Source organism: Ruegeria sp. BHSA118 (assembly GCF_059613405.1).
In genome coordinates, this window is the sequence record NZ_JBXWSM010000028.1 from 20148 (window position 1) to 42618 (window position 22471).

23 protein-coding genes are annotated in these 22471 nt (G+C 59.8%); 14 read left to right on the forward strand and 9 right to left on the reverse strand.

The genetic code is table 11. From position 1 onward, the window contains the following. The first annotated feature begins 30 nt into the window (after window positions 1-30). Window positions 31-606, forward strand: a complete 576-nt coding sequence (locus AC2FNN_RS10520) for a DUF1285 domain-containing protein (protein WP_496758436.1) — start codon at window positions 31-33, stop codon at window positions 604-606. Here the strand turns inward: AC2FNN_RS10520 and AC2FNN_RS10525 are convergent. Further along, a complete protein-coding gene (locus AC2FNN_RS10525) occupies window positions 589-1557 on the reverse strand; it encodes a DMT family transporter (RefSeq protein ID WP_496758437.1) in 969 nt (322 codons plus the stop codon). The two genes, AC2FNN_RS10520 and AC2FNN_RS10525, sit on opposite strands and share 18 nt — an antisense overlap. 158 nt (window positions 1558-1715) lie before the next feature. On the opposite strand from AC2FNN_RS10525, the gene AC2FNN_RS10530 reads away from it, so the two are divergent. Both AC2FNN_RS10530 and AC2FNN_RS10535 read left to right on the forward strand, forming a co-directional pair. Then, window positions 1716-2471, forward strand: coding sequence for a hydroxypyruvate isomerase family protein (locus AC2FNN_RS10530; RefSeq protein ID WP_496758439.1), 756 nt, complete (start codon window positions 1716-1718; stop codon window positions 2469-2471). A gap of 74 nt (window positions 2472-2545) precedes the next feature. Further along, window positions 2546-2776 carry a DUF2798 domain-containing protein gene (locus AC2FNN_RS10535; protein WP_496758440.1) on the forward strand — a complete coding sequence of 77 codons (231 nt, stop codon included), beginning with the start codon at window positions 2546-2548 and terminating at the stop codon, window positions 2774-2776. Window positions 2777-2796: 20 nt separating this feature from the next. Here AC2FNN_RS10535 and polA read toward each other — a convergent pair whose 3' ends face one another. The 3 genes from polA to AC2FNN_RS10550 all read right to left on the reverse strand — a co-directional run bounded on the left by polA (window position 2797) and on the right by AC2FNN_RS10550 (window position 6395). Next, window positions 2797-5595 carry a DNA polymerase I gene (gene polA / locus AC2FNN_RS10540; RefSeq protein ID WP_496758441.1) on the reverse strand — a complete coding sequence of 933 codons (2799 nt, stop codon included), beginning with the start codon at window positions 5593-5595 and terminating at the stop codon, window positions 2797-2799. Between the two features lie 70 nt (window positions 5596-5665). Beyond that, on the reverse strand, window positions 5666-6136 hold the full coding sequence (locus tag AC2FNN_RS10545) for a hypothetical protein (RefSeq protein WP_496758442.1): 471 nt from the start codon (window positions 6134-6136) through the stop codon (window positions 5666-5668). 82 nt (window positions 6137-6218) lie between these two features. Then, window positions 6219-6395 carry a zinc-finger domain-containing protein gene (locus AC2FNN_RS10550; protein WP_496758443.1) on the reverse strand — a complete coding sequence of 59 codons (177 nt, stop codon included), beginning with the start codon at window positions 6393-6395 and terminating at the stop codon, window positions 6219-6221. 87 nt (window positions 6396-6482) lie between these two features. On the opposite strand from AC2FNN_RS10550, the gene AC2FNN_RS10555 reads away from it, so the two are divergent. Continuing rightward, window positions 6483-7475, forward strand: coding sequence for an ABC transporter ATP-binding protein (locus AC2FNN_RS10555; protein WP_496758480.1), 993 nt, complete (start codon window positions 6483-6485; stop codon window positions 7473-7475). Here AC2FNN_RS10555 and AC2FNN_RS10560 read toward each other — a convergent pair. Then, window positions 7472-7936, reverse strand: a complete 465-nt coding sequence (locus tag AC2FNN_RS10560) for a DUF1203 domain-containing protein (protein ID WP_496758445.1) — start codon at window positions 7934-7936, stop codon at window positions 7472-7474. The two genes, AC2FNN_RS10555 and AC2FNN_RS10560, sit on opposite strands and share 4 nt — an antisense overlap. 110 nt (window positions 7937-8046) lie before the next feature. On the opposite strand from AC2FNN_RS10560, the gene AC2FNN_RS10565 reads away from it, so the two are divergent. From AC2FNN_RS10565 to AC2FNN_RS10575, 3 genes are all read left to right on the forward strand, one after another. Next, on the forward strand, window positions 8047-10965 hold the full coding sequence (locus AC2FNN_RS10565; RefSeq protein ID WP_496758447.1) for an error-prone DNA polymerase: 2919 nt from the start codon (window positions 8047-8049) through the stop codon (window positions 10963-10965). Between the two features lie 46 nt (window positions 10966-11011). Next, entirely contained in the window at window positions 11012-11425 is a 414-nt protein-coding gene (locus AC2FNN_RS10570) for a group III truncated hemoglobin (RefSeq protein ID WP_496758449.1), read from the forward strand. 134 nt (window positions 11426-11559) lie between these two features. Further along, window positions 11560-12498, forward strand: a complete 939-nt coding sequence (locus AC2FNN_RS10575) for a DMT family transporter (protein ID WP_496758450.1) — start codon at window positions 11560-11562, stop codon at window positions 12496-12498. 8 nt (window positions 12499-12506) lie between these two features. Here the strand turns inward: AC2FNN_RS10575 and AC2FNN_RS10580 are convergent, their stop codons facing one another. Next, entirely contained in the window at window positions 12507-13223 is a 717-nt protein-coding gene (locus AC2FNN_RS10580) for an NYN domain-containing protein (RefSeq protein ID WP_496758482.1), read from the reverse strand. Window positions 13224-13315: 92 nt separating this feature from the next. After that, complete coding sequence (locus AC2FNN_RS10585) at window positions 13316-14428, reverse strand: S-(hydroxymethyl)glutathione dehydrogenase/class III alcohol dehydrogenase (protein ID WP_496758451.1); 1113 nt, start codon at window positions 14426-14428, stop codon at window positions 13316-13318. 130 nt (window positions 14429-14558) lie between these two features. Here AC2FNN_RS10585 and AC2FNN_RS10590 point away from each other — a divergent pair, with 130 nt between their 5' ends. Next, window positions 14559-14849, forward strand: coding sequence for an I78 family peptidase inhibitor (locus AC2FNN_RS10590; RefSeq protein ID WP_496758453.1), 291 nt, complete (start codon window positions 14559-14561; stop codon window positions 14847-14849). 66 nt (window positions 14850-14915) lie between these two features. Beyond that, the gene (locus AC2FNN_RS10595) at window positions 14916-16568 is read left to right on the forward strand and encodes a Y-family DNA polymerase (RefSeq protein ID WP_496758455.1); all 1653 of its coding nucleotides are present in this window, start codon (window positions 14916-14918) and stop codon (window positions 16566-16568) included. A 3-nt stretch (window positions 16569-16571) separates the two neighbouring features. On the opposite strand, the gene AC2FNN_RS10600 is transcribed toward AC2FNN_RS10595, so the two are convergent. Continuing rightward, window positions 16572-17297 (reverse strand): SDR family NAD(P)-dependent oxidoreductase, encoded by a 726-nt coding sequence (locus tag AC2FNN_RS10600; protein WP_496758457.1) that lies wholly within the window; start codon window positions 17295-17297, stop codon window positions 16572-16574. Between the two features lie 193 nt (window positions 17298-17490). Between AC2FNN_RS10600 and AC2FNN_RS10605 the strand changes: the two genes are divergently transcribed. Genes AC2FNN_RS10605 through AC2FNN_RS10625 form a run of 5 tightly spaced genes read left to right on the forward strand, consistent with a single transcriptional unit; the run spans window position 17491 to window position 21697 of the window. Beyond that, the gene (locus AC2FNN_RS10605; protein ID WP_496758459.1) at window positions 17491-18822 is read left to right on the forward strand and encodes an NAD(P)/FAD-dependent oxidoreductase; all 1332 of its coding nucleotides are present in this window, start codon (window positions 17491-17493) and stop codon (window positions 18820-18822) included. After that, window positions 18776-19321, forward strand: a complete 546-nt coding sequence (locus tag AC2FNN_RS10610) for a hypothetical protein (protein WP_496758461.1) — start codon at window positions 18776-18778, stop codon at window positions 19319-19321. Before AC2FNN_RS10605 ends, AC2FNN_RS10610 begins: the two co-directional genes overlap by 47 nt. Beyond that, a complete protein-coding gene (locus AC2FNN_RS10615; RefSeq protein ID WP_496758463.1) occupies window positions 19321-20544 on the forward strand; it encodes an MFS transporter in 1224 nt (407 codons plus the stop codon). The genes AC2FNN_RS10610 and AC2FNN_RS10615 overlap by 1 nt, the downstream gene beginning before the upstream one ends. Continuing rightward, window positions 20541-21158 carry a DUF3833 domain-containing protein gene (locus AC2FNN_RS10620; RefSeq protein WP_496758464.1) on the forward strand — a complete coding sequence of 206 codons (618 nt, stop codon included), beginning with the start codon at window positions 20541-20543 and terminating at the stop codon, window positions 21156-21158. Before AC2FNN_RS10615 ends, AC2FNN_RS10620 begins: the two co-directional genes overlap by 4 nt. Next, a complete protein-coding gene (locus AC2FNN_RS10625; RefSeq protein ID WP_496758466.1) occupies window positions 21155-21697 on the forward strand; it encodes a DUF3833 family protein in 543 nt (180 codons plus the stop codon). The genes AC2FNN_RS10620 and AC2FNN_RS10625 overlap by 4 nt, the downstream gene beginning before the upstream one ends. Before the next feature lie 29 nt (window positions 21698-21726). Here AC2FNN_RS10625 and AC2FNN_RS10630 read toward each other — a convergent pair whose 3' ends face one another. Then, window positions 21727-21951: a hypothetical protein gene (locus AC2FNN_RS10630; RefSeq protein ID WP_496758468.1), complete on the reverse strand. Its 225-nt coding sequence runs from the start codon at window positions 21949-21951 to the stop codon at window positions 21727-21729. Window positions 21952-22471 lie beyond the last annotated feature (520 nt).

Below are 22471 nucleotides of genomic sequence, written 5' to 3' on the forward strand. Positions count from 1 at the left end.
GTATCGCGCTGAGAGGAAATGGCAAAAGCAATGAGCGGACAAAAACCTGTGAAACCGTCGCCAGATGGTCTGGCGGCATCGGTCAAGGCGGCCAAAACCAACGGTTTACCACCCGTTCACCTCTGGAATCCTCCGTTTTGCGGCGATCTGGACATCAAGATCGCAAAAGATGGCACATGGAGTTATTTAGGCTCACCCATCAACCGTTTCGAGCTTGTGAAGCTTTTTTCCTCAATTCTTAAGAAGGAAGACGGCAAATACTACCTTGTCACGCCGGTGGAGAAGGTGGGAATCACTGTCGAAGACGCGCCGTTTGTCGCTGTGGATTTCGACCGGGACGGGGATGGAAAGGACCAGTCCTTGACCTTCACAACCCATGTTGGCGACAGGGCCATGGCCGGAGTTGATCATCCGATCCGGATTGTTATCGACCCTGAAACGGACGAACCCTCACCCTACATATTGATCCGCACCAACCTCGAAGCCCGCATAGACCGCAAAAGCTTTTACCGCCTCGTCGAGATAGGAACGCACCATGACGGTTGGTTCGGTGTTTGGTCAGGTGGGCAGTTCTTTGGCCTGATCCCCTCAGCCGACCTGAGCTGACCGGGGCGCGCGATCCTGTGCCAGCACGACAGCCATTGCAACAATGCCCGCACCCAGTGCCCGGGTCCAGTTCCACTCGTCCCCCAGCATCAGCATGATCAGCATCACGTAGAACGGGGCAACATTGATGTGAAAAGAGGCCAGCGCCACGCCCAGCTTGCCGACGGATGTGATGAAAAGGACCTGGCTGAGGCCCATGGAAATAAGCGCATAGATCATCAGCATGCCTGCCTGCTGCATGTCGAATGCAGTTGCAGGCATCACGTCCAAGCCAAACTGCGCCGATCCGAAAACCAGCAGCGACGCCATGGCCAGCCCTCCGACGAAGGTGATCGTGGTGCGCCCGGTCTGGCTCAGTTCGGCGAAATCACGGGCGGTTGCCATGCTGGCCCAGCAAAACAGCACCGTTGATCCAACCGCACAGGCCGCACCCAGACCCAACTGGGCCGGGGCCAAGGCGCTGGTGGCGATCAACCCGCCGACAATCGACACAAGAACGCCCAGCGCAAAATTCCACTTCAACCGGCGTGTGCCAGCAGCCAGTTCAAGCAATGTGGCCGCCAGGGGCGCGCAAGAGACGATGATTGCCACCGTCACCGGGTCGGTCAGCTTTTGCGCCACGATCAACAGGAACATTCCCGACCCGATCCCAAGGCCTCCGACGGTCATTGCATGACCCCAGCGGGCCGAAACAACCCGGCGCGGTCCGTCCAGAATTACCCAGACCGGCACCATCACAAATACGGCAAGCGCCAGTCGCGCGGTCAACAGGGCGACGGGCGGCCATGTTTGCAACAGCACTTCGGCCGCCGGAAACCCGGCCGCCCATGTCAGCATCGAAGCCACCGCCAACCCGTTGCCCGACAAGGCAGAGTGTTGCCCCGCCGGCGCAGAAAGGCTGTTCCCGCGGACGGGGTCTGGGCTCATCGCCATCGTTTTCGAACCTTCCATTGGCACGGCGTCAGAAAAATGATTCGCCGCAATGCAGGAATCGTTTCCGATTTCATTGGGTCGATCTGGTCGAATTTCGACAAACTGTCGTTTTCTGTCACTTTCACAGAAATCAACGCGCGGATAAGGTCGGGCCACCAGATATCCATGGGCCGCCTATGCCAAAATTCGCCGCGAATATCTCTTTGCTCTTTGCCGAACTTCCGTATCTGGACCGGTTTCAGGCAGCGGCAGATGCCGGGTTCCGGGCGGTCGAGATCCTGTTTCCCTACGAACTGGCTGCAAAAGAAACCCGGCGTGCCTTGGTGGCCAACGGGCTCGAACTGGTTCTGATCAACGCGCCTCCGCCGAATTATACCGGTGGCGCACCGGGTTATGCCGCCATCCCCGGCGGTGCGTCCCGGTTTCAGTCTGATATCCGCCGCGTTCTGCGTTACGCTCAGGTGCTGCGGCCGGGTTTCATTCATATCATGTCCGGATACGCAGCCGGGACCGATGCGTTGGACTGCTTCGTGCACAACTTACAGTGGGCCGCCGATTTCGCACCGAAGCAGACTTTCACGATCGAACCCCTCAATCCGATGTCCCAACCCGGCTATTTTTTGAACGACTATGATCTGGCGACCGAGGTACTGGGCCGCGTGGATCGCCCGAATGTCGGTCTGCAATATGACAGTTTTCACGCACATATGATCCACGGCGACGCGCTGGCCGTCTGGGAGCGTTTTCACCCCAGCGTTGTCCACGCCCAGATCGGGGCTGCCCCCGAACGTTCCGAACCGGGGCGCGGGCCCACGGATTTCGCACAGCTTTTCGCGGCAATGGATGATGTTGGTTACACCGGTTGGGTCAGCGCCGAATACGCGCCTTCGACGGCTCGAACGGATGCGACCCTGGCTTGGATGCGACGTTAACGCCTTTCATCGGGCTGGAATTCGCTGCCCGAAAGGCGCACATATCGGGCAACCCGATTTCGAGGATGCCCGATATGATCCCTGCCCGCTTTGCCCATGCCATCTTTGGACTGATCATGTCAGGGCTTATGTCGTGCATTGTCACCGGGATCGCTACGGTCAAGGCAGTGGGGTTCCGTCCCGAAACGCTGGGTGACTGGATGGCGTCCTGGGCCTTTTGCTGGCCCATCGCCTTCACGGTGATCCTGGTCCTTGGACCTTCGGTCAAACGTATGGTCGAAGGGTGGGTCAGGCCACAGGGCTGACCCGTTAGGCTGACCCGGCGCTAGTGCGCCTCGGCCCAGTTCGCACCCTGACCGGCATCCACGCTCAGCTTCACATCCAGTTTCACCGCCGGGTCCGAGGCACCCTCCATCACGTCCCGCGCTACGTCGATCAGCGGATCCACGGAATCCTCGGCGACTTCGAACAACAGTTCGTCATGGACCTGCAACAGCATCCTGGCGGGCAGCCCGTTGATCGCACCCGGCATCCGCACCATCGCGCGCCGGATCACATCCGCCGCCGTACCCTGAATCGGCGCGTTGATCGCCGCCCGACGCGAGAATCCTGCATGCGGCCCCTTGGCGTTGATCTCGGGCGTGTGGATCTTGCGCCCGAACAGGGTTTGGACATAGCCGTGCTCTTTGGCAAATGCGACAGTGTCATCCATATAGGCTCTAATGCCCGGGAAGCGTTCGAAATAGCGGTCGATGAAACCCTGTGCCTCGGCCCGCGGGATGCGCAGGTTGCGCGCCAGGCCGAAGCCCGAGATGCCATAAATCACACCAAAGTTGATCGCCTTGGCCTGACGGCGGATGTCCGGCGTCATCTCGTCCAGCGGCACGTCGAACATTTCCGACGCGGTCATGGCGTGGATGTCCAGCCCGTCGGCAAAGGCCTGTTTCAGCGTCGGAATGTCGGCGATATGCGCCAGGATGCGCAGCTCGATCTGGCTGTAGTCGAGGCTGACCAGAACATTGCCCGGCTCGGCAACAAAAGCCTCGCGGATGCGGCGACCCTCCTCGGTGCGCACGGGGATATTCTGCAAATTGGGGTCGGTCGAGGCCAGACGTCCCGTATTCGCCCCGGTGATGGCATAAGACGTGTGCACCCGGCCCGTGTCGGGGTTGATATGGGTCTGAAGCGCGTCGGTATAGGTCGATTTCAGCTTGGACAGCTGGCGCCAATCCAGCACCCTGCGCGGCAGTTCATGCTCAGTCGCGAGGTCCTCAAGAATATCGGCCCCAGTCGAGTATTTCCCGGTTTTCCCCTTCTTGCCACCTTCCAGGCCCATCTTGTCGAACAGGATCTCGCCCAACTGCGCGGGCGAGCCGACATTGAAATTCTCACCCGCCAGCTCGTGAATTTCAGCCTCTAAACCGGCCATTTTCTGGGCAAAGGCGTTCGACATACGGCTCAGCACATCGCGGTCGACCTTGATGCCATGCATCTCCATCTCGGCCAGAACCGGTACAAGTGGTCGTTCGAGCGTCTCGTAAACAGTCGTCACCTGCACCCGGTGCAATTGTGGTTTGAACAGTTGCCACAGGCGCAGCGTTACATCCGCATCCTCGGCGGCATAGGCGGTGGCCTCGTCGATCGGCACCTTGTCGAAGGTGATCGCCGATTTGCCTGATCCCAGCAGCGGCTTTATCGGGATCGGCGTGTGGCTGAGATACCGTTCTGAAAGCGTATCCATTCCGTGTCCATGCTCTCCGCCATGCATGGCATAGGACATCAGCATCGTATCATCGATGGGGGCCACATCGATGCCGTGACGCCGGAAAATCTTGGCATCGTATTTCATGTTCTGCCCGATTTTGATGATCGACGGATCCTCAAGCACCGGCTTCAGCAGCGTCAGCGCCTCATCCAGAGGTATTTGCCCTTCAGCCAGCGCGTCTGACCCGAACAGATCATCCGCCGCACCATCGCGGTGGGTCAGCGGGATGTAACAGGCTTCGCCGGCCTCGACACACAGCGAAATACCGACCAGATCGGCGATCATTTCATTCAGACCGGTGGTTTCGGTATCAACTGCGATCCAGCCTCGCTCATGGGCCTGGTCGATCCACTTTTGCAAAGCCGATGCATCACGGACACATTCATACTTTGCCGCGTCAAACGGGATCGTCTCGGCCTCAACTTCCTTGGCCGCAGGCGCCGGAGCGTCGGCGATGACCGGTGCTTCGGCCCCCAGCTTGTCGGCGATCCGTTTGGTCAGTGTGCGGAACTCCATATCCGCCAGAAAACCCAGCAGGGTCTCTGCATCGGGCTCCCTTGCTTCAAGGTCATCCAGCGTGAAATCCAGCGGCGTGTTCTCGTCAAGTTGCACCAGTTTCTTTGACAGTTCGATCTGATCGCGCTTTTCGATCAGGGTTTGCCGGCGCTTGGGCTGTTTGATTTCCTCGGCCCGGTCCAGCAGTGTTTCCAGATCACCGTATTCGTTGATCAACAGCGCGGCCGTCTTGACCCCGATTCCCGGAGCGCCCGGCACATTGTCAACGGAATCCCCGGCCAGCGCCTGAACATCCACTACGCGCTCAGGTGCAACTCCAAACTTCTCGATCACCCCGTCCCGATCGATACGCTTGTTCTTCATCGCATCCAGCATCTCGACGCCGTCACCGACCAACTGCATCAGATCCTTGTCAGAACTTACGATGGTCACGCGCGCCCCCGCCTCGCGCGCCTGCACGGTCAAGGTGGCGATGATGTCGTCGGCCTCATAGCCTTCGAGTTCCTTGCAGGCGATATTGAACGCCTTTGTCGCCTCGCGGGTCAGTGGAATTTGCGGGCGCAGGTCTTCGGGCATCGCCTCGCGGTTAGCCTTGTAGAGGTCGTAGAGATCGTTCCGGAAGGTATGGGAACCCTTATCAAAGATCACCGCCACATGGGTCGGCGCATCCGGCCCGGTGTTTCCTTCGACATATTTCTGAAGCATGTTGCAGAACCCGGACACCGCCCCAATCGGCAGACCATCCGACTTGCGGGTCAGCGGAGGCAGCGCGTGATAGGCCCTGAAAATAAAGGCCGATCCGTCGATCAGATGCAGGTGACATCCTTTTCCGAAATTGCTCATGCGCGCGCTCCCTGTCGGTCAGGGATGGTTCTGCCACAGGGTCGCGCGGGTGACCAGCCAAGAACGCAGCCTAACCGCCAAACAATCCCGAGAAGACGTCAGAGAAACTGTTCAGCAAAGCCATGATCACCAACACTCCCAGCAAAGCAAAAAACGCAAAGGCAAAGAACTGGAACAGGATTGCCCCCGTACCGATAACCATTCCGGCGATGGCGGGGCGCCGCTTTTCGTGACGCAGGATGCCAACGGCCGAGATGACGATCGCAAGCCCGCCCAGCATGGCGACACCGACCCGCAGGAAATCATCCAGATCGCGGGCGCGGGCAACAGGCTCGGGGTGTTCCATCCCTGCGGCGGCCCTTAGGGTCGATTTGCCGATCTCGGCCGCCAGTTCGCCCAGCGACACACCCGCAGTCTGCTGAGGTGCAAAGGGCCCCGCCCAAAATACGAACAACGCAGCAAGCAACGCCAAAGACGCGATGCAGAACCCAACCCAGCCGAAAACCGGGTTGACATTGTCAGTGGCCGAAATTCCGATCATCACGTATCCCTGCTTTGGTTGCGCCAAAGCACTAACATGAAAACCACGGCGAGATTTGGGCAAAACCCGGTTGGTCGGGCAATCAGCCCTGTTCACTGCCTTTCAGCACATATTTGCAGTCGCAATATGGGCATTCGACCCAGCCGGTATCTTCGGGGATTTGCAGCCAGACGCGCGGATGGCCCAATGCGCCTTCGCCGCCGTCACAGGCAACACGGGCGGTTTCGACGATCTTGGTTTCCGGCGCTTCGATGGTCACGGCTGGCGATCCTTCTTCGGTTGTCGGCCTCGCGGGCATGCATTAGGTGCGTTTATGAGCGATGAGCAATCCGGGGGCAAGAGCCACATGAGCGATGCGGCAATCAAGATCGAAGGTCTGCGCAAGACCTATCGTGGCGGCAAGGGTCAGCCTGAGAAACACGCGTTGAAAGGCATTGATTTGACTGTTCCCAGGGGTTCGGTTTTCGGGCTGCTGGGTCCGAATGGCGCCGGGAAATCGACCCTGATCAATATTCTCGCCGGGTTGGTGGTGAAGTCCTCGGGCCGTGTATCGATCTGGGGCTTCGATCAGGATCAGAATCCGCGACAGTCCCGTGCCGCCATCGGGGTGATGCCGCAAGAACTGAACCTTGACCCGTTTTTCACCCCGCGGGGTGCCTTGGAAGTACAGGCAGGCCTGTACGGCGTTCCGAAATTCGAACGTCGCAGCGATGAAATCCTTGAACTGGTCGGCCTCGGCGACAAGGCCGAGGCCTATGCCCGCACGCTGTCGGGCGGGATGCGGCGGCGGCTGCTGCTGGCCAAGGCGCTGGTGCACCACCCCAAAATCCTGGTGTTGGACGAACCCACGGCAGGCGTGGATATTGAGCTGCGCCAGATGCTGTGGGCCAATGTGCGCAAGCTGAACCAGCAGGGTATGACCATCATCCTGACCACCCACTATCTGGAAGAAGCGCAGGAGATGTGCGACGAAATCGCCATCATCAACCACGGTGAAAAGATCGCGCAGGACAGTACCGCCAACCTGCTGGGCCGCATGGACAGCCGGACCATGGTCATTGCTCCCGACACCCCGGTGGTCGACCTGCCGGTGACCGAAGGCGTCGAGGCCAGCTTACGTGAAGACGGCAGCCTGATACTGCAATACCGAAGCGCCCGGACCAGCGCCGAGCAGGTTCTGGAATCCGTCCGGGCGGCGGGCATCCGCATCCGCGACGTGCGCACCGAAGAGGCCGATCTCGAGGACGTGTTCCTTTCCCTGACCTCCTCGCGCGCCGACGATGCCCCGGCCGACGATCAGGACCAGCCGCGCCGGGGCCTGCACCGGGTCAAGCTCTAAACCCGGTCGATCCGTGCTTGGTAGCAGTTGTTCCGTGCCGATCTGATGTGAATATAGGCCACGTCCGGGCGGGCAAAAATGTCGCTGACTTTTGCGTCGATCTGATCTTTGGGCGTGATTGCCCCGGTGCCATAAACGATCCGGTCATCTGGTCCATACCCCTTGATCAGATAGTCGGGTGCAGTGGTCAAAATCTCGGGCAGGGCGTCGCCTTCATAGCGCTCGCAAGGCGTTGCGCACAGAAAGATCGGTCCTGTTTCAGCGTAGGGATGCGGCTCTAAAAAGGGGCGATGCGCCAAAATTAGCATCTCTGCGCCTTCGGGAATGTTCTTCAGGCAGTGGCGACAGGGGTTGCCGGCCCCCGACGAAACGGCGCGCTCGGGCGCGGCACCATATGCATCGGGCTGACCTGCCTGAAGGTCGCGGACTTCGTCAGTGGGCAGAGCGGTGATCTTGAACATATCGGGTCTCCTTTTTCTGCAACCATGCGCGCCTGGTCAGGTTCAAGCGACCCGTTTCCTGCGCAAAGGACTCGAAAAAGAACAAAACGTGAATATAATGTGGAATCGCCATGTATGCCGAGCTGTCGATCACGTCGAACTTCACCTTCCTCACCGGGGCTTCGCACCCCGAGGAGTACATGGAGCGCGCCGTCACCCTGGGCCTGCCCGCCATCGCCATCGCCGATGATAACTCGGTGGCCGGCATCGTCCGCGCCCATACCCAGGCGCGCGAGATCGCCCGCAAGGTTCGCGAACGCCGCGCGTGGGACGAGCAGAACACGCCCATCGGCCCGCCCTGCCCCGATCACATCCCGAAACCGCCCTCGTTCCCGGTGCATGCGGTGCCGCGGCTGATCCCGGCGGCGCGGCTGATTTTTACCGATGCGCCCACTGTCACCGCCCTGCCCATCAACCGGCAGGGCTGGGCCAGCCTGTGCCGCATCCTGTCCTCCGGGCGGCTGCGCGCGGCCAAGGGCGACTGCATCCTGCACCTGTCTGACCTTTTGGAATTTTCCGACGGCCTCCACCTGCTGCTCTGGCCACAGGCGACCCGCTCCCAGGGCGGCGCGAGCAGATGGCGGACACAGGCGCAACAGCTGACGCGCCGCTTTGGTGGGCGGATGCACCTGCTGATGCATCCCCGGTATGATGGTGCGGATAGTGCGTATTTCTCATTATTAGAGACTGAGTCAAAGCAGCTTGGCATTCCAACCCTCGCCAGCGCCGCGCCGATGATGCATCACGGGAGCCGCCGCAAGCTGGGCGATGTGCTGACTGCCATCCGCCTGCGCCGTAAGGTCGACGATCTGGGCCGCGACGCGCTAGCCAATGGTGAACAGCGCCTGCGATCCGAGATCGAGATGCTGCGGATATTCAAAAACCATGAGGGGGCCGTCGCCCGTACGCATGAGCTCAGCGAACAGCTCACATTCTCGCTGGACGAGCTGCGCTATGAATACCCCAGCGAGGGCAGCGAACAGGAAACCCCGACCCAGCGCCTGCACCGTCTGGCGCATGAAGGGTTGAAATGGCGCTATCCCGCCGGGGCGTCCAAAAAGGCGAAAAAAATGCTGGCGCATGAGCTGACGCTGATCGGCAAGCTGAAATACGAACCCTACTTCCTGACCGTCCGCGATATCGTCCATTTTGCCCGTTCGCGCAGCATCCTATGCCAGGGGCGCGGGTCAGCGGCGAATTCTGTCGTCTGTTTCTGTCTTGGCATCACCGAGGTCAGCCCCGAGATGGGCACCATGGTGTTTGAACGCTTCGTCTCCGAGGCGCGCGATGAACCGCCAGACATAGACGTGGATTTCGAACATGAACGCCGCGAAGAGGTGATCCAGCACATCTATGACCGCTATGGCCGCGAACGCGCGGGCCTTTGCGCCACTGTCGTGCATTATCGCGGCAAGCGCGCCATCCGCGAGGTCGGCCGCGCGATGGGCCTGACCGAAGATACGATCTCGGCGCTTTCCTCACAGCTTTGGGGGTTTTTCTCGGCCTCGGGGCTTGAGGCACAACGGATGCGCGAAATTGGCCTCGACCCCGAAGATCGACGCCTGAAACAGACTCTAATGCTGGTTTATGAGATCGACGGCTTTCCCCGTCACCTCTCGCAGCATGTGGGAGGATTTATCATCACCGAGGGTCGGCTGGATGAGCTTGTCCCCATCGAAAACGCCACGATGGAGGATCGCACGGTCATCTGCTGGGACAAGGATGACATCGACTCGCTTGGTATCCTCAAGGTCGATGTGCTCAGCCTCGGCATGCTCACCTGCATCCGTAAGGCGTTCGACCTGATCGGACAGCACCACCAAACCGGCTATACGCTGGCCACCCTGCCGCCCGAGGACCCGGCGGTCTATGACATGCTGTGCAAAGCGGACTCGGTCGGCGTGTTTCAGGTGGAATCACGTGCACAGATGAATTTCCTGCCCCGGATGCGGCCACGCAATTTCTATGATCTGGTGATCGAGGTCGCCATCATCCGCCCCGGTCCCATTCAGGGCGACATGGTCCACCCCTATATCCGCCGCCGGAACGGAGAGGAGGAGGTCAGCTTTCCCTCGGACGAATTGGGCGAGGTGCTGGGTAAAACGCTGGGCGTACCGCTGTTTCAGGAACAGGCAATGCAGATCGCCATTGTCGGCGCGGGTTTCACCCCGGAACAGGCCGATCGGCTGCGCCGCTCGCTGGCAACCTTCAAGAAACATGGCAATGTCAGCGAATTCCGCGCGCTCTTTTTGCGCGGGATGAAACGCAACGGGTATGAACAGGATTTCGCCGAACGTTGCTTTTCCCAGATCGAAGGCTTCGGCTCGTACGGTTTCCCCGAAAGCCACGCGGCCAGCTTTGCGCTGCTGGTCTATGCCTCGGCCTGGATCAAATGCCACCACCCCGGCATCTTCGCCTGCGCGCTGCTGAATTCTCAGCCGATGGGGTTCTATGCGCCCGCCCAGATCGTGCGCGACGCGCGCGAGCACGGCGTGCAAGTGCGCCCGGTCTGCATCAATGCAAGCTTCTGGGACAATGTGATGGAGCCGGATGGCCAGGGCGGGCTGGCCCTACGGCTGGGCTTCCGTCAGATCAAGGGGCTCAGCGAGGAAGGTGCCAGCTGGCTGACCGCCGCGCGGGGCAACGGCTACCATCAGGTGAATGACGTCTGGCGCCGCGCGGGTCTCGGCCCGTCGGTGATCGAGCGGCTTGCCGAGGCCGACGCCTTCGCCGCCTGCGACCTGACCCGGCGCGAGGCGTTGTGGCAGGCCAAGGCGATTGCCACCGCCAAACCTCTGCCCCTGTTCCCGCAGGATCTGGAGGGTGAGGCGCTGGAGGAACCCGAAGCCTATCTGCCGCAAATGACGCTGGGCGAGCAGGTGGTCGAGGATTACGTCGCCACCCGCCTCAGCCTGCGGGCGCATCCGGTAGCCTTGCTGCGGCACCTGCTGACGCCCGAGCTGCGCGACAAAACCACGCCTGTTGCTTGACGGCTGAACGCGATATTGGCCCAAACAGAGTCGAATTCGGTACCTCATGACCAGACCCACCCTGCCGCCGCGCTTTCCGGCAACGCCCGATCAGATCAACGCGCAAGTCCGCGCCTTCTATGCCCGCGTCCGCGAGGATGCTGTGCTGGGTCCTGTTTTCAACAAGCACGTCACTGACTGGCCCAGGCACGAAGACAAGATCGCATCCTTCTGGCGCAACGCCATCCTGTTCGAGCGCAGCTATGACGGCAACCCGCAGCGGGTCCATATCGAACGGCCCGACGTGAAGCCCGAGATGTTCGCCCATTGGCTGGACCTGTTCGAAGAGGTCGCCACCCAGACCCTGCCCCCGGAAACCGCCGCACCATGGGTCGCTCTGGCGCGCCGCATCGGTGTTGGGATGAAGGCCGGGGTGCAATCGGCCCGCCAGCCCAAGGACGCGCCACCGATCCTGCGTTGAGCTCACGTCATGGCTGCCTTGCGATGTTAGCGGTAAATTAGGGGCTATGCGGGTCGAGGAAATAGGGTTAGTCAGAGACAAGACAGCCCCTCTGCGCTGCCCCTTCACATCGACACATCACCCGAGGCCGACCCATGAGCACTCAGAACACCACCCTCCGGGGTCTTGGCTATGCATTCGCGGGCTTTGCGGTCTTCGCCACCCATGACGCGCTGATCAAGGTGCTGGGCGGCACCTACTCGGTGATGCAGATCATCTTTTTTGCCACGCTGTTTTCCTTTGTCCCTATGGCGGTGACGATCTTGACGGACCGGACCACGGGCAACTTCCTGCCGCATCACCCCTGGTTGGTGTTGCTGCGTTCAGGCCTGATGGTCACGGCCATGTCCTGCGCGTTCTATGCCTTTTCGGTCCTGCCTCTGGCCGAGGTCTATTCGTTGCTGTTTTCTTTCCCGCTGATCGTCACGGTCTTGTCGATTCCGATACTGGGCGAAGTCGTCCGGGCTCAACGCTGGGCTGCGGTTGGCGTGGGCCTGATCGGGGTGCTGATCGTTCTGCGCCCTGGCGCAACGGATATCACGCTCGGCCATCTGGCCGCCCTGATGGCCGCATTCTGCAGCGCCTTTGCATCGGTGCTGGTGCGCAAGATCGGGAATGAGGAACGCTCGGCCGTCCTGATCCTGTATCCGATGCTGCTGGCGATCGTGGTCATGAGCCTGGCCCAACCGGCCGTTTATCAGCCGCCGTCCCTGTTGCATCTGGCCATGATGGCGCTGGTCGGCGTGTTTTCGGTGATCGCCCAGCACCTGATCATTCTGGCCTATCGGGCTGCGCCCGCCGGCGTCATCGCGCCCAGCCAGTACAGCCAGATCATCTGGGCCACGATCTTTGGTATGGTCTTCTTTGGCGAACGCCCGGATGTCTGGGTCGCAGTCGGGGCCAGTATCATCATCGCGTCCGGCGTGTTCGTTGTCTGGCGCGAGAGCCGGACGAACGTATCGCCGAACAAGCCTGTTCTGCGCGTCCGCTCGCCGCGCTCTGACACAGGCGCCTCTGCGCGGCCAGAGTCATAGTGCCGCTGCTACTGATCTTTCAGTCTGATCTTCAGGCCGCCGTTTTCGCCTGTTTCCTCGAATTTCCCGGTGGCTCGCACCAAGTCGCTCAGGCGCTTGAAGCCATAGGTTCGCGTATCAAAATCCGGATAGTTCATGCTGAGCTGGCTGCCTACCCAGCCAAGGCCCGCCCATCCGTCCGGTTCCTCGGACTTGAGCACGACATTCCGGATTAACTGAAAAGCATGATTCAGCTCTTTTTTAGGCTGAACTGCCTTTACCTTCTCGCCGGCATTCATCTCTTCCTTTTTGATGTTCTCAATTAGAATGAAGCGGTTGCAGGCTTTCTTGAAGGCGTTGGGCGTCTTTTCCTCGCCGATCCCGAACACGCTCAACCCTTGTTCGCGGATCCGGCTGGCAAGTCGGGTAAAGTCGCTGTCTGACGACACCAGTACAAACCCACCGAACCGGCCGGAATGCAATATGTCCATGGCATCAATCACAAGGGCGATGTCGCCCGCGTTCTTGCCGGTGGTATTGGCGAATTGCTGGTGCGGTACAATGGCGTATTCAGCCAGTTTCTCGGCGCTCCAGCCCTGCGGGATACCGCCGGAAAAATCGCCGTAGATCCGGCGCATACCGGCCTCACCCAGTGTGGCAACTTCTTCAAATATCTCGGCAACATGCTTTGCCGGTACATTCTCGGCGTCAATCAGAACGGCTAGGCGCTCCGTTGCTTCAGTGATCAATTTAGTCCCTCTATTCAGATATTTATCAATATTCTGAAGATAGGAAACAAGAAGGGCGGGTTAAACCCCGCCCTTGCAATTTCTGGTAGTCAGTAAATCACCACAGACCGGATGCTTTCACCCTTGTGCATCAGGTCAAAGCCCTTGTTGATGTCGTCCAGACCCATGGTGTGGGTGATCATCGGGTCGATCTCGATCTTGCCTTCCATGTACCAGTCGACGATCTTGGGCACATCCGTGCGCCCACGCGCGCCACCGAACGCGGTGCCGCGCCACGACCGGCCGGTGACCAGCTGGAACGGACGGGTCGAGATTTCGGCCCCCGCAGGCGCCACGCCGATGATGATGGATTCGCCCCAGCCCTTATGCGCCGACTCCAGCGCTGCGCGCATCACCTGCACGTTGCCGGTGGCATCAAAGGTGTAATCCGCACCGCCCTTGGTCAGGTTGACGAGATACGGCACCAGATCGCCTTCAACTTCGGACGGATTGACGAAATCGGTCATGCCGAACTTGGTGGCCATCTCCACTTTGGCGGGGTTCAGGTCAACGCCCACGATCTGATCTGCCCCGGCCAGACGCAGGCCCTGAATGACGTTCAGGCCGATCCCACCCAGACCAAACACGATGGCGCGGCTGCCGATTTCCACCTTGGCGGTGTTGATCACCGCGCCGATACCGGTGGTCACGCCGCAGCCGATATAGCAGATCTTGTCGAACGGCGCGTCCTCGCGCACCTTGGCCAGCGCGATTTCCGGCAGGACCGTATGGTTCGAGAAGGTCGAGCAGCCCATGTAATGCAGGATCGGATCGCCATCCAAGGTCGAGAACCGCGATGTGCCATCGGGCATCAGCCCCTGGCCCTGCGTCTCGCGGATGGCCTGGCACAGGTTGGTCTTGGGGTGCAGACAGTATTCACACTCGCGACATTCGGGGGTGTAGAGTGGGATCACGTGATCGCCGGGCTTCAGGCTTGTTACGCCCGGACCGACCTCGACCACGACACCTGCGCCTTCATGGCCCAGAATGGCCGGGAACAGGCCTTCGGGGTCGGCACCCGACAGGGTGAATTCATCCGTATGACAGATGCCGGTGGCCTTGATTTCAACCAGAACCTCACCCGCCTTGGGGCCTTCGAGGTTCACATCCATCACTTCCAAAGGTTTGCCCGCCTGAACGGCGACGGCGGCACGGGTACGCATGCTACTTATCTCCCTGTCACTTTTGCCCCGACCCTGCGTCAATTACAGGGTGTTTTCAACCGTGCTTTCATGGCAGGTTGGCTAATTATTTGATATTGCAGAAACGACATTGCCAGAATGAGGAACGCCAATGTACCGATTTTTCCCGATCCTGATCTTTCTGGCGGCCTGCGCTGAGACTCCGCCCGCGCCCGAAGACGCTTTGCTGCCGCCGGAACCTGACCCGGTCGATCTGGCCTTTTGTCAGGGAGAGGATTTTTCCGATACCGTTGGCCAGCCGGTTTCGAACATTCAGGCAAACCTGCCCGCGCGGTCGCGCGTGCTGGGCCCGGATGGCATCGCCACACAGGATTACCGCATCGACCGGCTGAACGTGTATGTGAATGGCGACGGGATCATCCAGCGGCTGACCTGCGGGTAAGGGCGGACTCGACTCAGGCATCGATTCTCACTTAAGAACAAAGTAAGAACATTGTGATGCCTGCAAATGCCCAAACGCCGAATACTTTCGCTATGGTTCCCCCGTCTGGGGGCTGAACGGCTGATCCGCGCTGCGCGGGGGCTGCATACCGGACCTTTGGCCATCGTGGCCGAGCAGTCGAACATGCAGGTTATTACCTCAGTGAATGCCGATGCGCAGGCTGCCGGGCTGCGTGTAGGCCAGCCGGTGCGGGATGCTCATGCCATGTGTGCCAACCTGATCACACGCCACCGTAACGCCCCGGCCGAAGCCGCGTTCCTGGCCGCGCTGCGCCGCTGGGCGGGGAAGTTCAGCCCATGGGTGGCCGAAGAGGCCCCGGACGGGCTGATCGTCGATCTGTCAGGTTGCGCCCATCTGTTTGGCGGAGAGGAGGCGTTGCTGAGCGTGCTTGAAACCGACTGCGCCGACATGGGCCTGAGCGTGCAGATGGGCATCGCCGACACGCTGGGCGCAGCCTGGGCTTTGGCGCGCTATGCCGGGCAAGAGGCCACATCCGACCGCAACGGTGATGCCATTGCCCAAGAGGCCCGCGCCACCCGCGCCCGGGCAAGCAAGCGACGGCACTGGACCAGGGGCGGGGCTGCGCCGCAGGTGATGGCCCTGGGCGGTGGCGCACGGATTGCCGCGCCGGGGCAATCCTACGGCGCGCTCAGCCCGCTGCCCATCGCGGCGCTGCGGCTTGAGGATCAGGTGGTCGCACAGCTCAACCGGCTGGGCCTGCGCCGGATTGGCGATCTGCTGGGCCAGCCACGAGCGAGTTTGGCGCGGCGGTTCGGGCGCGGGCTGGTGTTGCGTCTGGATCAGGCCATGGGCAGCGCGCCCGAGCCGGTCTCGCCCGCCCGTCCGCCCCATCACTTTGCGGTGCGGATGACTCTGCCCAACCCGATTGGCCTGGTCGAAGACGTGATGGCCGCTGTCGATCGGATTCTGCCAACGCTCTGCGCCAAGCTGGAAGAGAAGGGGCGCGGGGTGCGAACTTTGCGGCTCGAGGCGCATCGCGCCGATCAAGCAGCCGAGGTCATCGAGGTCGGTCTGGCTCGTCCAACCTATGACAAATACCGCATTCGACCTTTGTTAGAGATGAAAATTGACAAAATCGATGCAGGCTATGGCATCGACATGCTACGGCTTGAGGCGATCCAGACAGAACCCATCCACGCCCGCACCATCGCCGGTCACGCCGAAGCACGCCTCGTGGCCCGCAACCGGCTTGAGGGCAATACAGCCGTGGATGACCTGATTGGGAAGCTGGGCGCGCGGGTGGGGCTGGATGCGATCACCCGGCGGCATCCTGCGGCCTCTCATATCCCCGAGAAAACCGCCCAGACGCTGGCAGCCGCATGGTCGGAACCCGCGCGCGACTGGCCTGCCCCGCCGCGCCCCCGCCCCTTGCAGATGTGGCAGCCCGAACCCGTGATGGCCCCGGAAACCCCGAATGTGCCCTGCACCTTTCGCTGGCGTGGACGAGACTGGCAACTGGCACAGGCCACCGGCCCGGAACGCATCGCGCCGGAATGGTGGCTGGATGACCCCAACTGGCGCAGCGGGGTACGCGATTACTGGGTGGTGGTGACAGAACAAGGGGAGCGCCTGTGGTTGTTCTATGGGCACGGGGGCGCGATGTCCGCAGGCTGGTTCTGTCAGGGGCAGTTTTGTTAGAGTCTATTTCCCGCGATAAACCAGCAGATCCGGCAGACAGTCAATCAGACGAATGAACCAGGAAAACGGTGCCGGAAAATCCGTACGGAAACGGCGACGCGCCATAGCCTTGACCACGCGATCCGCCGCATCCTCGGGCGACATCAGCATCGGCATCTTGAAACCGTTTTTTTCGGTCAGGCGGGTCTTGATGAAGCCCGGATTGACGATACGCACCGTCACGCCGGTACCTGCCAGGTCATGTCGCATCGTCTCGGCCAGAGAAATCAGCGCGGCCTTGCTGGCTCCGTACCCGATAGCGGCGGGCAGCCCGTGATACCCGGCCAGTGACCCGATCAAAGTAACCTCTCCCTGGCCCGCCTGGACAAAACCCGGAACGGTTTCACCCAGAACCCGCAGCGCACCCAGATAGTTCACATCGCTCATCCTGAGCGACGCCTGGGTGTCCCATTCGGCCGAACGCATGGGGTCATAGGCACCCGCATTATAAACCAGCCCATCGACATGCCCCGCCTCGGCAACGGCCGAGCGGACAGAGTCTAAATCGGTCACATCGCACCGGATCGCGCGCGCATCCGGCAGTTCAGAACACAGTTCGGACAACCGCTCAAGATTGCGCGCAGACAGGATCAGGGAAGCACCCTGTTGGCCAAGCGCATGCGCCAAAGCGCGACCCAACCCTTCGCTTGCGCCGATGATCCAGATGGTTTTCCCGTCAAAGCTGCTCATGTGTGGGCCGATTCAGTTGTGTATCACGATAATACGGCCTCGCATCCGCTTCGGATCAAAACGGCGGCGCAGGTCACGGAAGCTCAAACCGGAAAACACAAGGTAGTGCATCTGTTAAAAACTTCTAATCGGATTGATCCACTTATGCCTACCCTGCGTATCTTCTTGTAAACTGTCACTTAAAGAGGCTGGAATGTTCGACGAACCCCGGGGTGTACGGAAGAAAATCGCGATTGTAGGTGCAGGCATTTCGGGTCTTTCCGCCGCTTACTATCTGTCAGAAAACAACGACGTGACAGTCTATGAGGCCGAACCTCGGCTTGGTGGCCATGCCCGCACGGTGATGGCTGGAAAGAACGGGGATCAACCGGTCGATACGGGCTTTATCGTCTTCAACTATGCGACCTATCCCTACCTGACCCGGCTATTTGATGAGCTGGGCGTACCCGTGATCGAAAGCGAGATGAGCTTTGGCGCGACAATCGACAATGGCCGCATCGAATACGGGTTGAACAATCTGCGCACACTGACCGCTCAAAAACGCAATCTGGCGCGTCCGGCTTACTATAAAATGATCGCTGATATTCTGCGGTTTGGCAAAGAAGCCCCCGCAGCGGCCAAGGACGATGACACCACGATTGGTGAGTTGGTGGACCAGCTGCGGCTGGGTCACTGGTTCCGGCACAATTATCTGATGCCGATGTGCGGTGCCATCTGGTCTACGCCGGTCGAGTTCGTGGATCAGTTCCCCGCACGTTCTTTGGTACAGTTTTTCCGTAATCACGCTTTGCTGGCAAGTGGCCGTGCCAACCAGCATCAATGGTACACGGTCAAAGGCGGCAGCATAGAGTATGTCCGCCGGATCGACGCGGCCCTGCGTGCGCGGGGGGCAGAAATACGTCTGGCCAGCCCTGTTCAGAATGTATCCCGTGACCAGATGGGCGTCACCATCCACAGCCAGGGCGCCGTGGATCAGTTCGATGAAATCATTCTGGCCACCCATTCGAACCAGTCGCTTGCCATTTTGGGTGATGGCGCGACCCCCGCAGAAGCCGCTGCATTGGGCGCGATCCGCTACCAGCCCAATACGGCCATATTGCATTGTGACCCAGGTCACATGCCAAAGCGGCGCACCTGCTGGTCAAGCTGGACCTATCGTTCGCAAGCCGGCGATGTGGGCGTGACCTACTGGATGAACCGGCTTCAGAACATTCCGGACAGTGATCCGCTGTTTGTAACGCTGAACGCCTCATCAGAAATTCCCGCGGAAAAGATCTATGACCAGGTCGAATTTGCCCATCCGGTATTCGACAAGGCCGCACTGAAGGCGCAAGGGCAAATCCGCGAGATGCAGGGTCAGAACCGAACCTGGTTTGCCGGCGCTTACAACCGGCACGGATTTCACGAAGACGGGATAGCCAGCGCGATGCATGTCGTTGCTAGAATAAATGGTGCCCCGCAAACCATCGGAGCTGACAATGGCATTCCTGGGAATGACCCGGCCATCTCTGTTGCCGCTGAATAAGGCGATATGGCGCACAGCGTTTCTTGCACTTTCCTTGCTTATCCCCAATGGGCTGGTCGCGTCGCCGGTCACGCAAGAGCTGAACGATGCCCAACTGCGCGGAACCGCGACGTTCCGGTATCTGGGTTTGCCGATCTATGACGCCAAACTGTACACGTCCAAAGGTGCGCCATTCAGTTGGAGCGAAGATATCGCCCTGCAACTGACCTACCGCAAGAACATCAAGAAGAAAGCGCTGGTCAATTCGACACTTGACGAGATGGACCGCATCGGCCGTTCAGCACCCGTTCGCGATCAACTGAACCGGTGTTTCAATGCCGTGGCAAAAGGGGACAGCTATCTGGCGGTTTCTGACGGTCCCGACAAGGTCAGTTTCTGGTTGAACGGGCAGAAAACCTGCACCATGGCCTATCCGGGCATCAAGCGCAGTTTCATGTCTGTGTTTCTGGGAGACAACACCCGGTCCGCGTCCTTCACGCGCAGGCTACAGGGGCGCTGATGCTTTATCCCCGGGTCAGTCTCTATGCGCTGATGCTCGCTGCGGCGGGTATCCCGCTTTACATCCACTTGCCGCGCTTTGCAGCCGTGAACCTGGGTATTGGCCTTGGGGTCATTGGTACCGTTCTGCTGGTGATCCGTTTGGTGGATCTGGTACAGGATCCGTTGATCGGTTGGGCAATCGACCGATGGCCCGGCGGCCAGCTTGCATTTGCGGCGATGGCGGCTTTGGGGCTGGCGATCGGGTTTCCCCTGCTTTTCAATCTGCCGCAGGGTGCCAGCGTGCCGGAACTGGTCACGATCCTGATCTTGCTGTTCTCGGCATACAGCCTGGGAACCATTCTTCTGTATGGGCGCAGCGCAACTCTGGCGAAGCGAACCGATCCGAAAGAGCTGATGACACTGGCCGCCTATCGTGAAGGCGGGCAGTTGACCGGGGTGGTCATCGCAGCCAGCGCTCCGGCCCTGTTGGTTGCTTTCGGGGCACAATCCCAAGGCTACCCCGCATTCGGAGCGTTTCTGGGGCTGCTGTCCGTTTTGACCCTGATACTGACGATCCCGATCTGGCGACGCAGACCGATCACCGGTTCAGGCCTGTCCTTTGCAGGTCTGGGTCAGGCCGGTGGCTTGCGCCTTCTTGCGCTGGCTTTGGTCAACAGCCTCCCGGTTGCCATAACCTCCACCCTGTTTCTGTTTTTTGTGGAAGACCGGCTGCAACTGCCGGGCAAAGCGGGTCCTTTGTTGATCCTGTTCTTCCTGAGCGCAGGCGCGAGCGTCCCGCTCTGGGCAAATCTCAGCAACAGAATTGGTCCGAAACAGACTCTGATAATCGCCATGCCGCTCTCGATCGTCGGCTTTGTCGGCGCCGCCACCTTGAGTGCGGGAAATCTTGCGGGGTTTGCAATGATCTGTCTGGCCTCGGGCGCGGCGCTGGGCGCGGATATGGTCGTGTTGCCGGCCATGTTCTCGGTCGTCCTTACCCGGGCCGGGCTGAACGCATCAGCCGCCTTTGGCATCTGGTCCTTCGCTGGCAAACTGGGCCTCGCCCTGGCGGCTTTTTTCACTCTGCCGCTGCTGGAACGCAGCGGTTTCACCCCCGGTCAAACCAATTCCGCACAGGCATTGGCCACACTCAATCTTGCCTATGCGGTGCTGCCCTGCATCCTCAAGCTCAGCGCGTTTGGAATGGTCTTGACCCTGCCCACCGAGGTCACAAGCAAATGAACGCTATCGCCATCATCCTGCTGGTCCTTCTGATCGCAGTTTTCATCCGCACCCGATTACTGAGCTTTCGCGCGCAATCGCCGTCCGATTACAGCGGCACCGGGCCAAGTTTCTCGCTGAAAAAACACCTGAACGGAGAGATCTTGTCCGAAGGTCTGATCTATGGCCCCAATGGCAAAATGTCGAACAGCTTTGTCGCGCGCATGGCCGGCGAATGGCAAGGCAACTCGGGCACGCTGACCGAATATTTCACCTATTCCAACGGAAGACAGATGACGCGCAAATGGTACCTGACGCTGGGAACTGGCGACACGTTCACGGCAACGGCGGATGATATCGTGGGCGAAAGTCGGGGTGTCATTTCGGGGTCCACGGTAAAACTGACCTATCGCATCATTCTGCCTGATGACGCAGGTGGACATACGCTGGATGTCACCGATTGGATGTACCTGACAGAAACCGGCGTCATCATGAACCGGTCCGAGATGCGCAAGTTTGGCGTCAAGGTCGCAGAGCTGATCGCCACAATGCGTCCAGGCCCCAGATCGAAACCGATGCATCCAAGCGGGTCAAACGGGTATGACGCGACTTCGGAAGGGAAGCCGTTGCAATGATCACTTTTCGCTCTTTCATCGCCGGCGTCGCCATCGCAAGCCTTGCAATTCTGGCGGCCTGCTCCAGCAAACCGAAGGTACCAAAAACGTTTCTGTCGGCCCGACAGCTGAACCTCGAAGAGTTTTTCGACGGCAAAACAGTGGCCTACGGTCAGTTTCAGGATATTCTGGGCAACATCCCCCGCAGGTTCACAGTTAATATCGACGGGACATGGGACGGCGAAACCCTGACCCTGGTCGAAGACTTCGTCTACGACGATGGCGCGAAGGAACAACGCATCTGGACATTGACCAAAACCGGAGAAGATACGTGGACCGGTACGGCTCCTGGCGTGCTGGGCACCGCCAGCGGGATTGAACGCGGGGATACGTTCAACTGGAAATACAAGATCGACCTGCCGATCAAGGACGGGACCATGCGTGTCAAGTTCGACGACTGGATGTGGCTGCTGGATGACGACCGCCTGCTGAACCGCGCGTATGTCTCACGCTATGGCGTCCGTCTGGGTGAAGTCATCCTGTTCTTCGAGAAGAAATAGAGCCGTCAAGCCCGGCTTCATCACAAAAGTCAGTAGAAAATAAACTCGTCCACCAATGCTGTCGTCAATCCCTTGACCTCACCGGCCGTGTTCACCCTTGGCCCGTCCGAGGCTGCGCCTTGGGTGCGTTCGTCGCCCTCGATTTTCAAACGCGCGCGTTCTATCTGCCCCCAGAGGAAAAAAAGGCCATCCCGTTTTCCCATGAGGCGCGAAGGAACTGTTGTCCGCAAAACACCTGTTTTCGCTTTTGGCATCTGCTCTCTTACTGCCTCCGGTGTTTTCCACCATTTTCGGAAAACGTAATGGTTTTTCCCGAAAAAGACAATTTTTTATGGACAAAATGAGGTTTTCTACCGTCCGTTGACAGGATGGACTGGCAACTCTCGCATGACGGATGGTCGTCTTCTTTACCTGCCCCATGGCAAACCAACACTATCCCGGCACGGATCAACATCTCCCAAAAGGGCATTGCTGCAAACCTTGTTCATTTGGCCTGACACTCTCTATTCCAGCCAAGGTCTGCCAACCGGTGCGAAGACCGAGCTATCCAAGATTGTAAACGGGCATGGCGACTGGATGTTCTACGGCCATGCGGGGCCTGACGGACAAGTAATTGATAGCTGGTGGTTGATTGACCTACGAGCATTCAGAGCGGCACTGATCCGGCACAGAACAACAGGGACGCACCTGCTTATGGGCGACAAGTGGAACGCAGATGGCACGTGTTTCAAGTGGTTAGATATTAGGTCGTTTCCGAAGGAGCCGCCGCTTGTT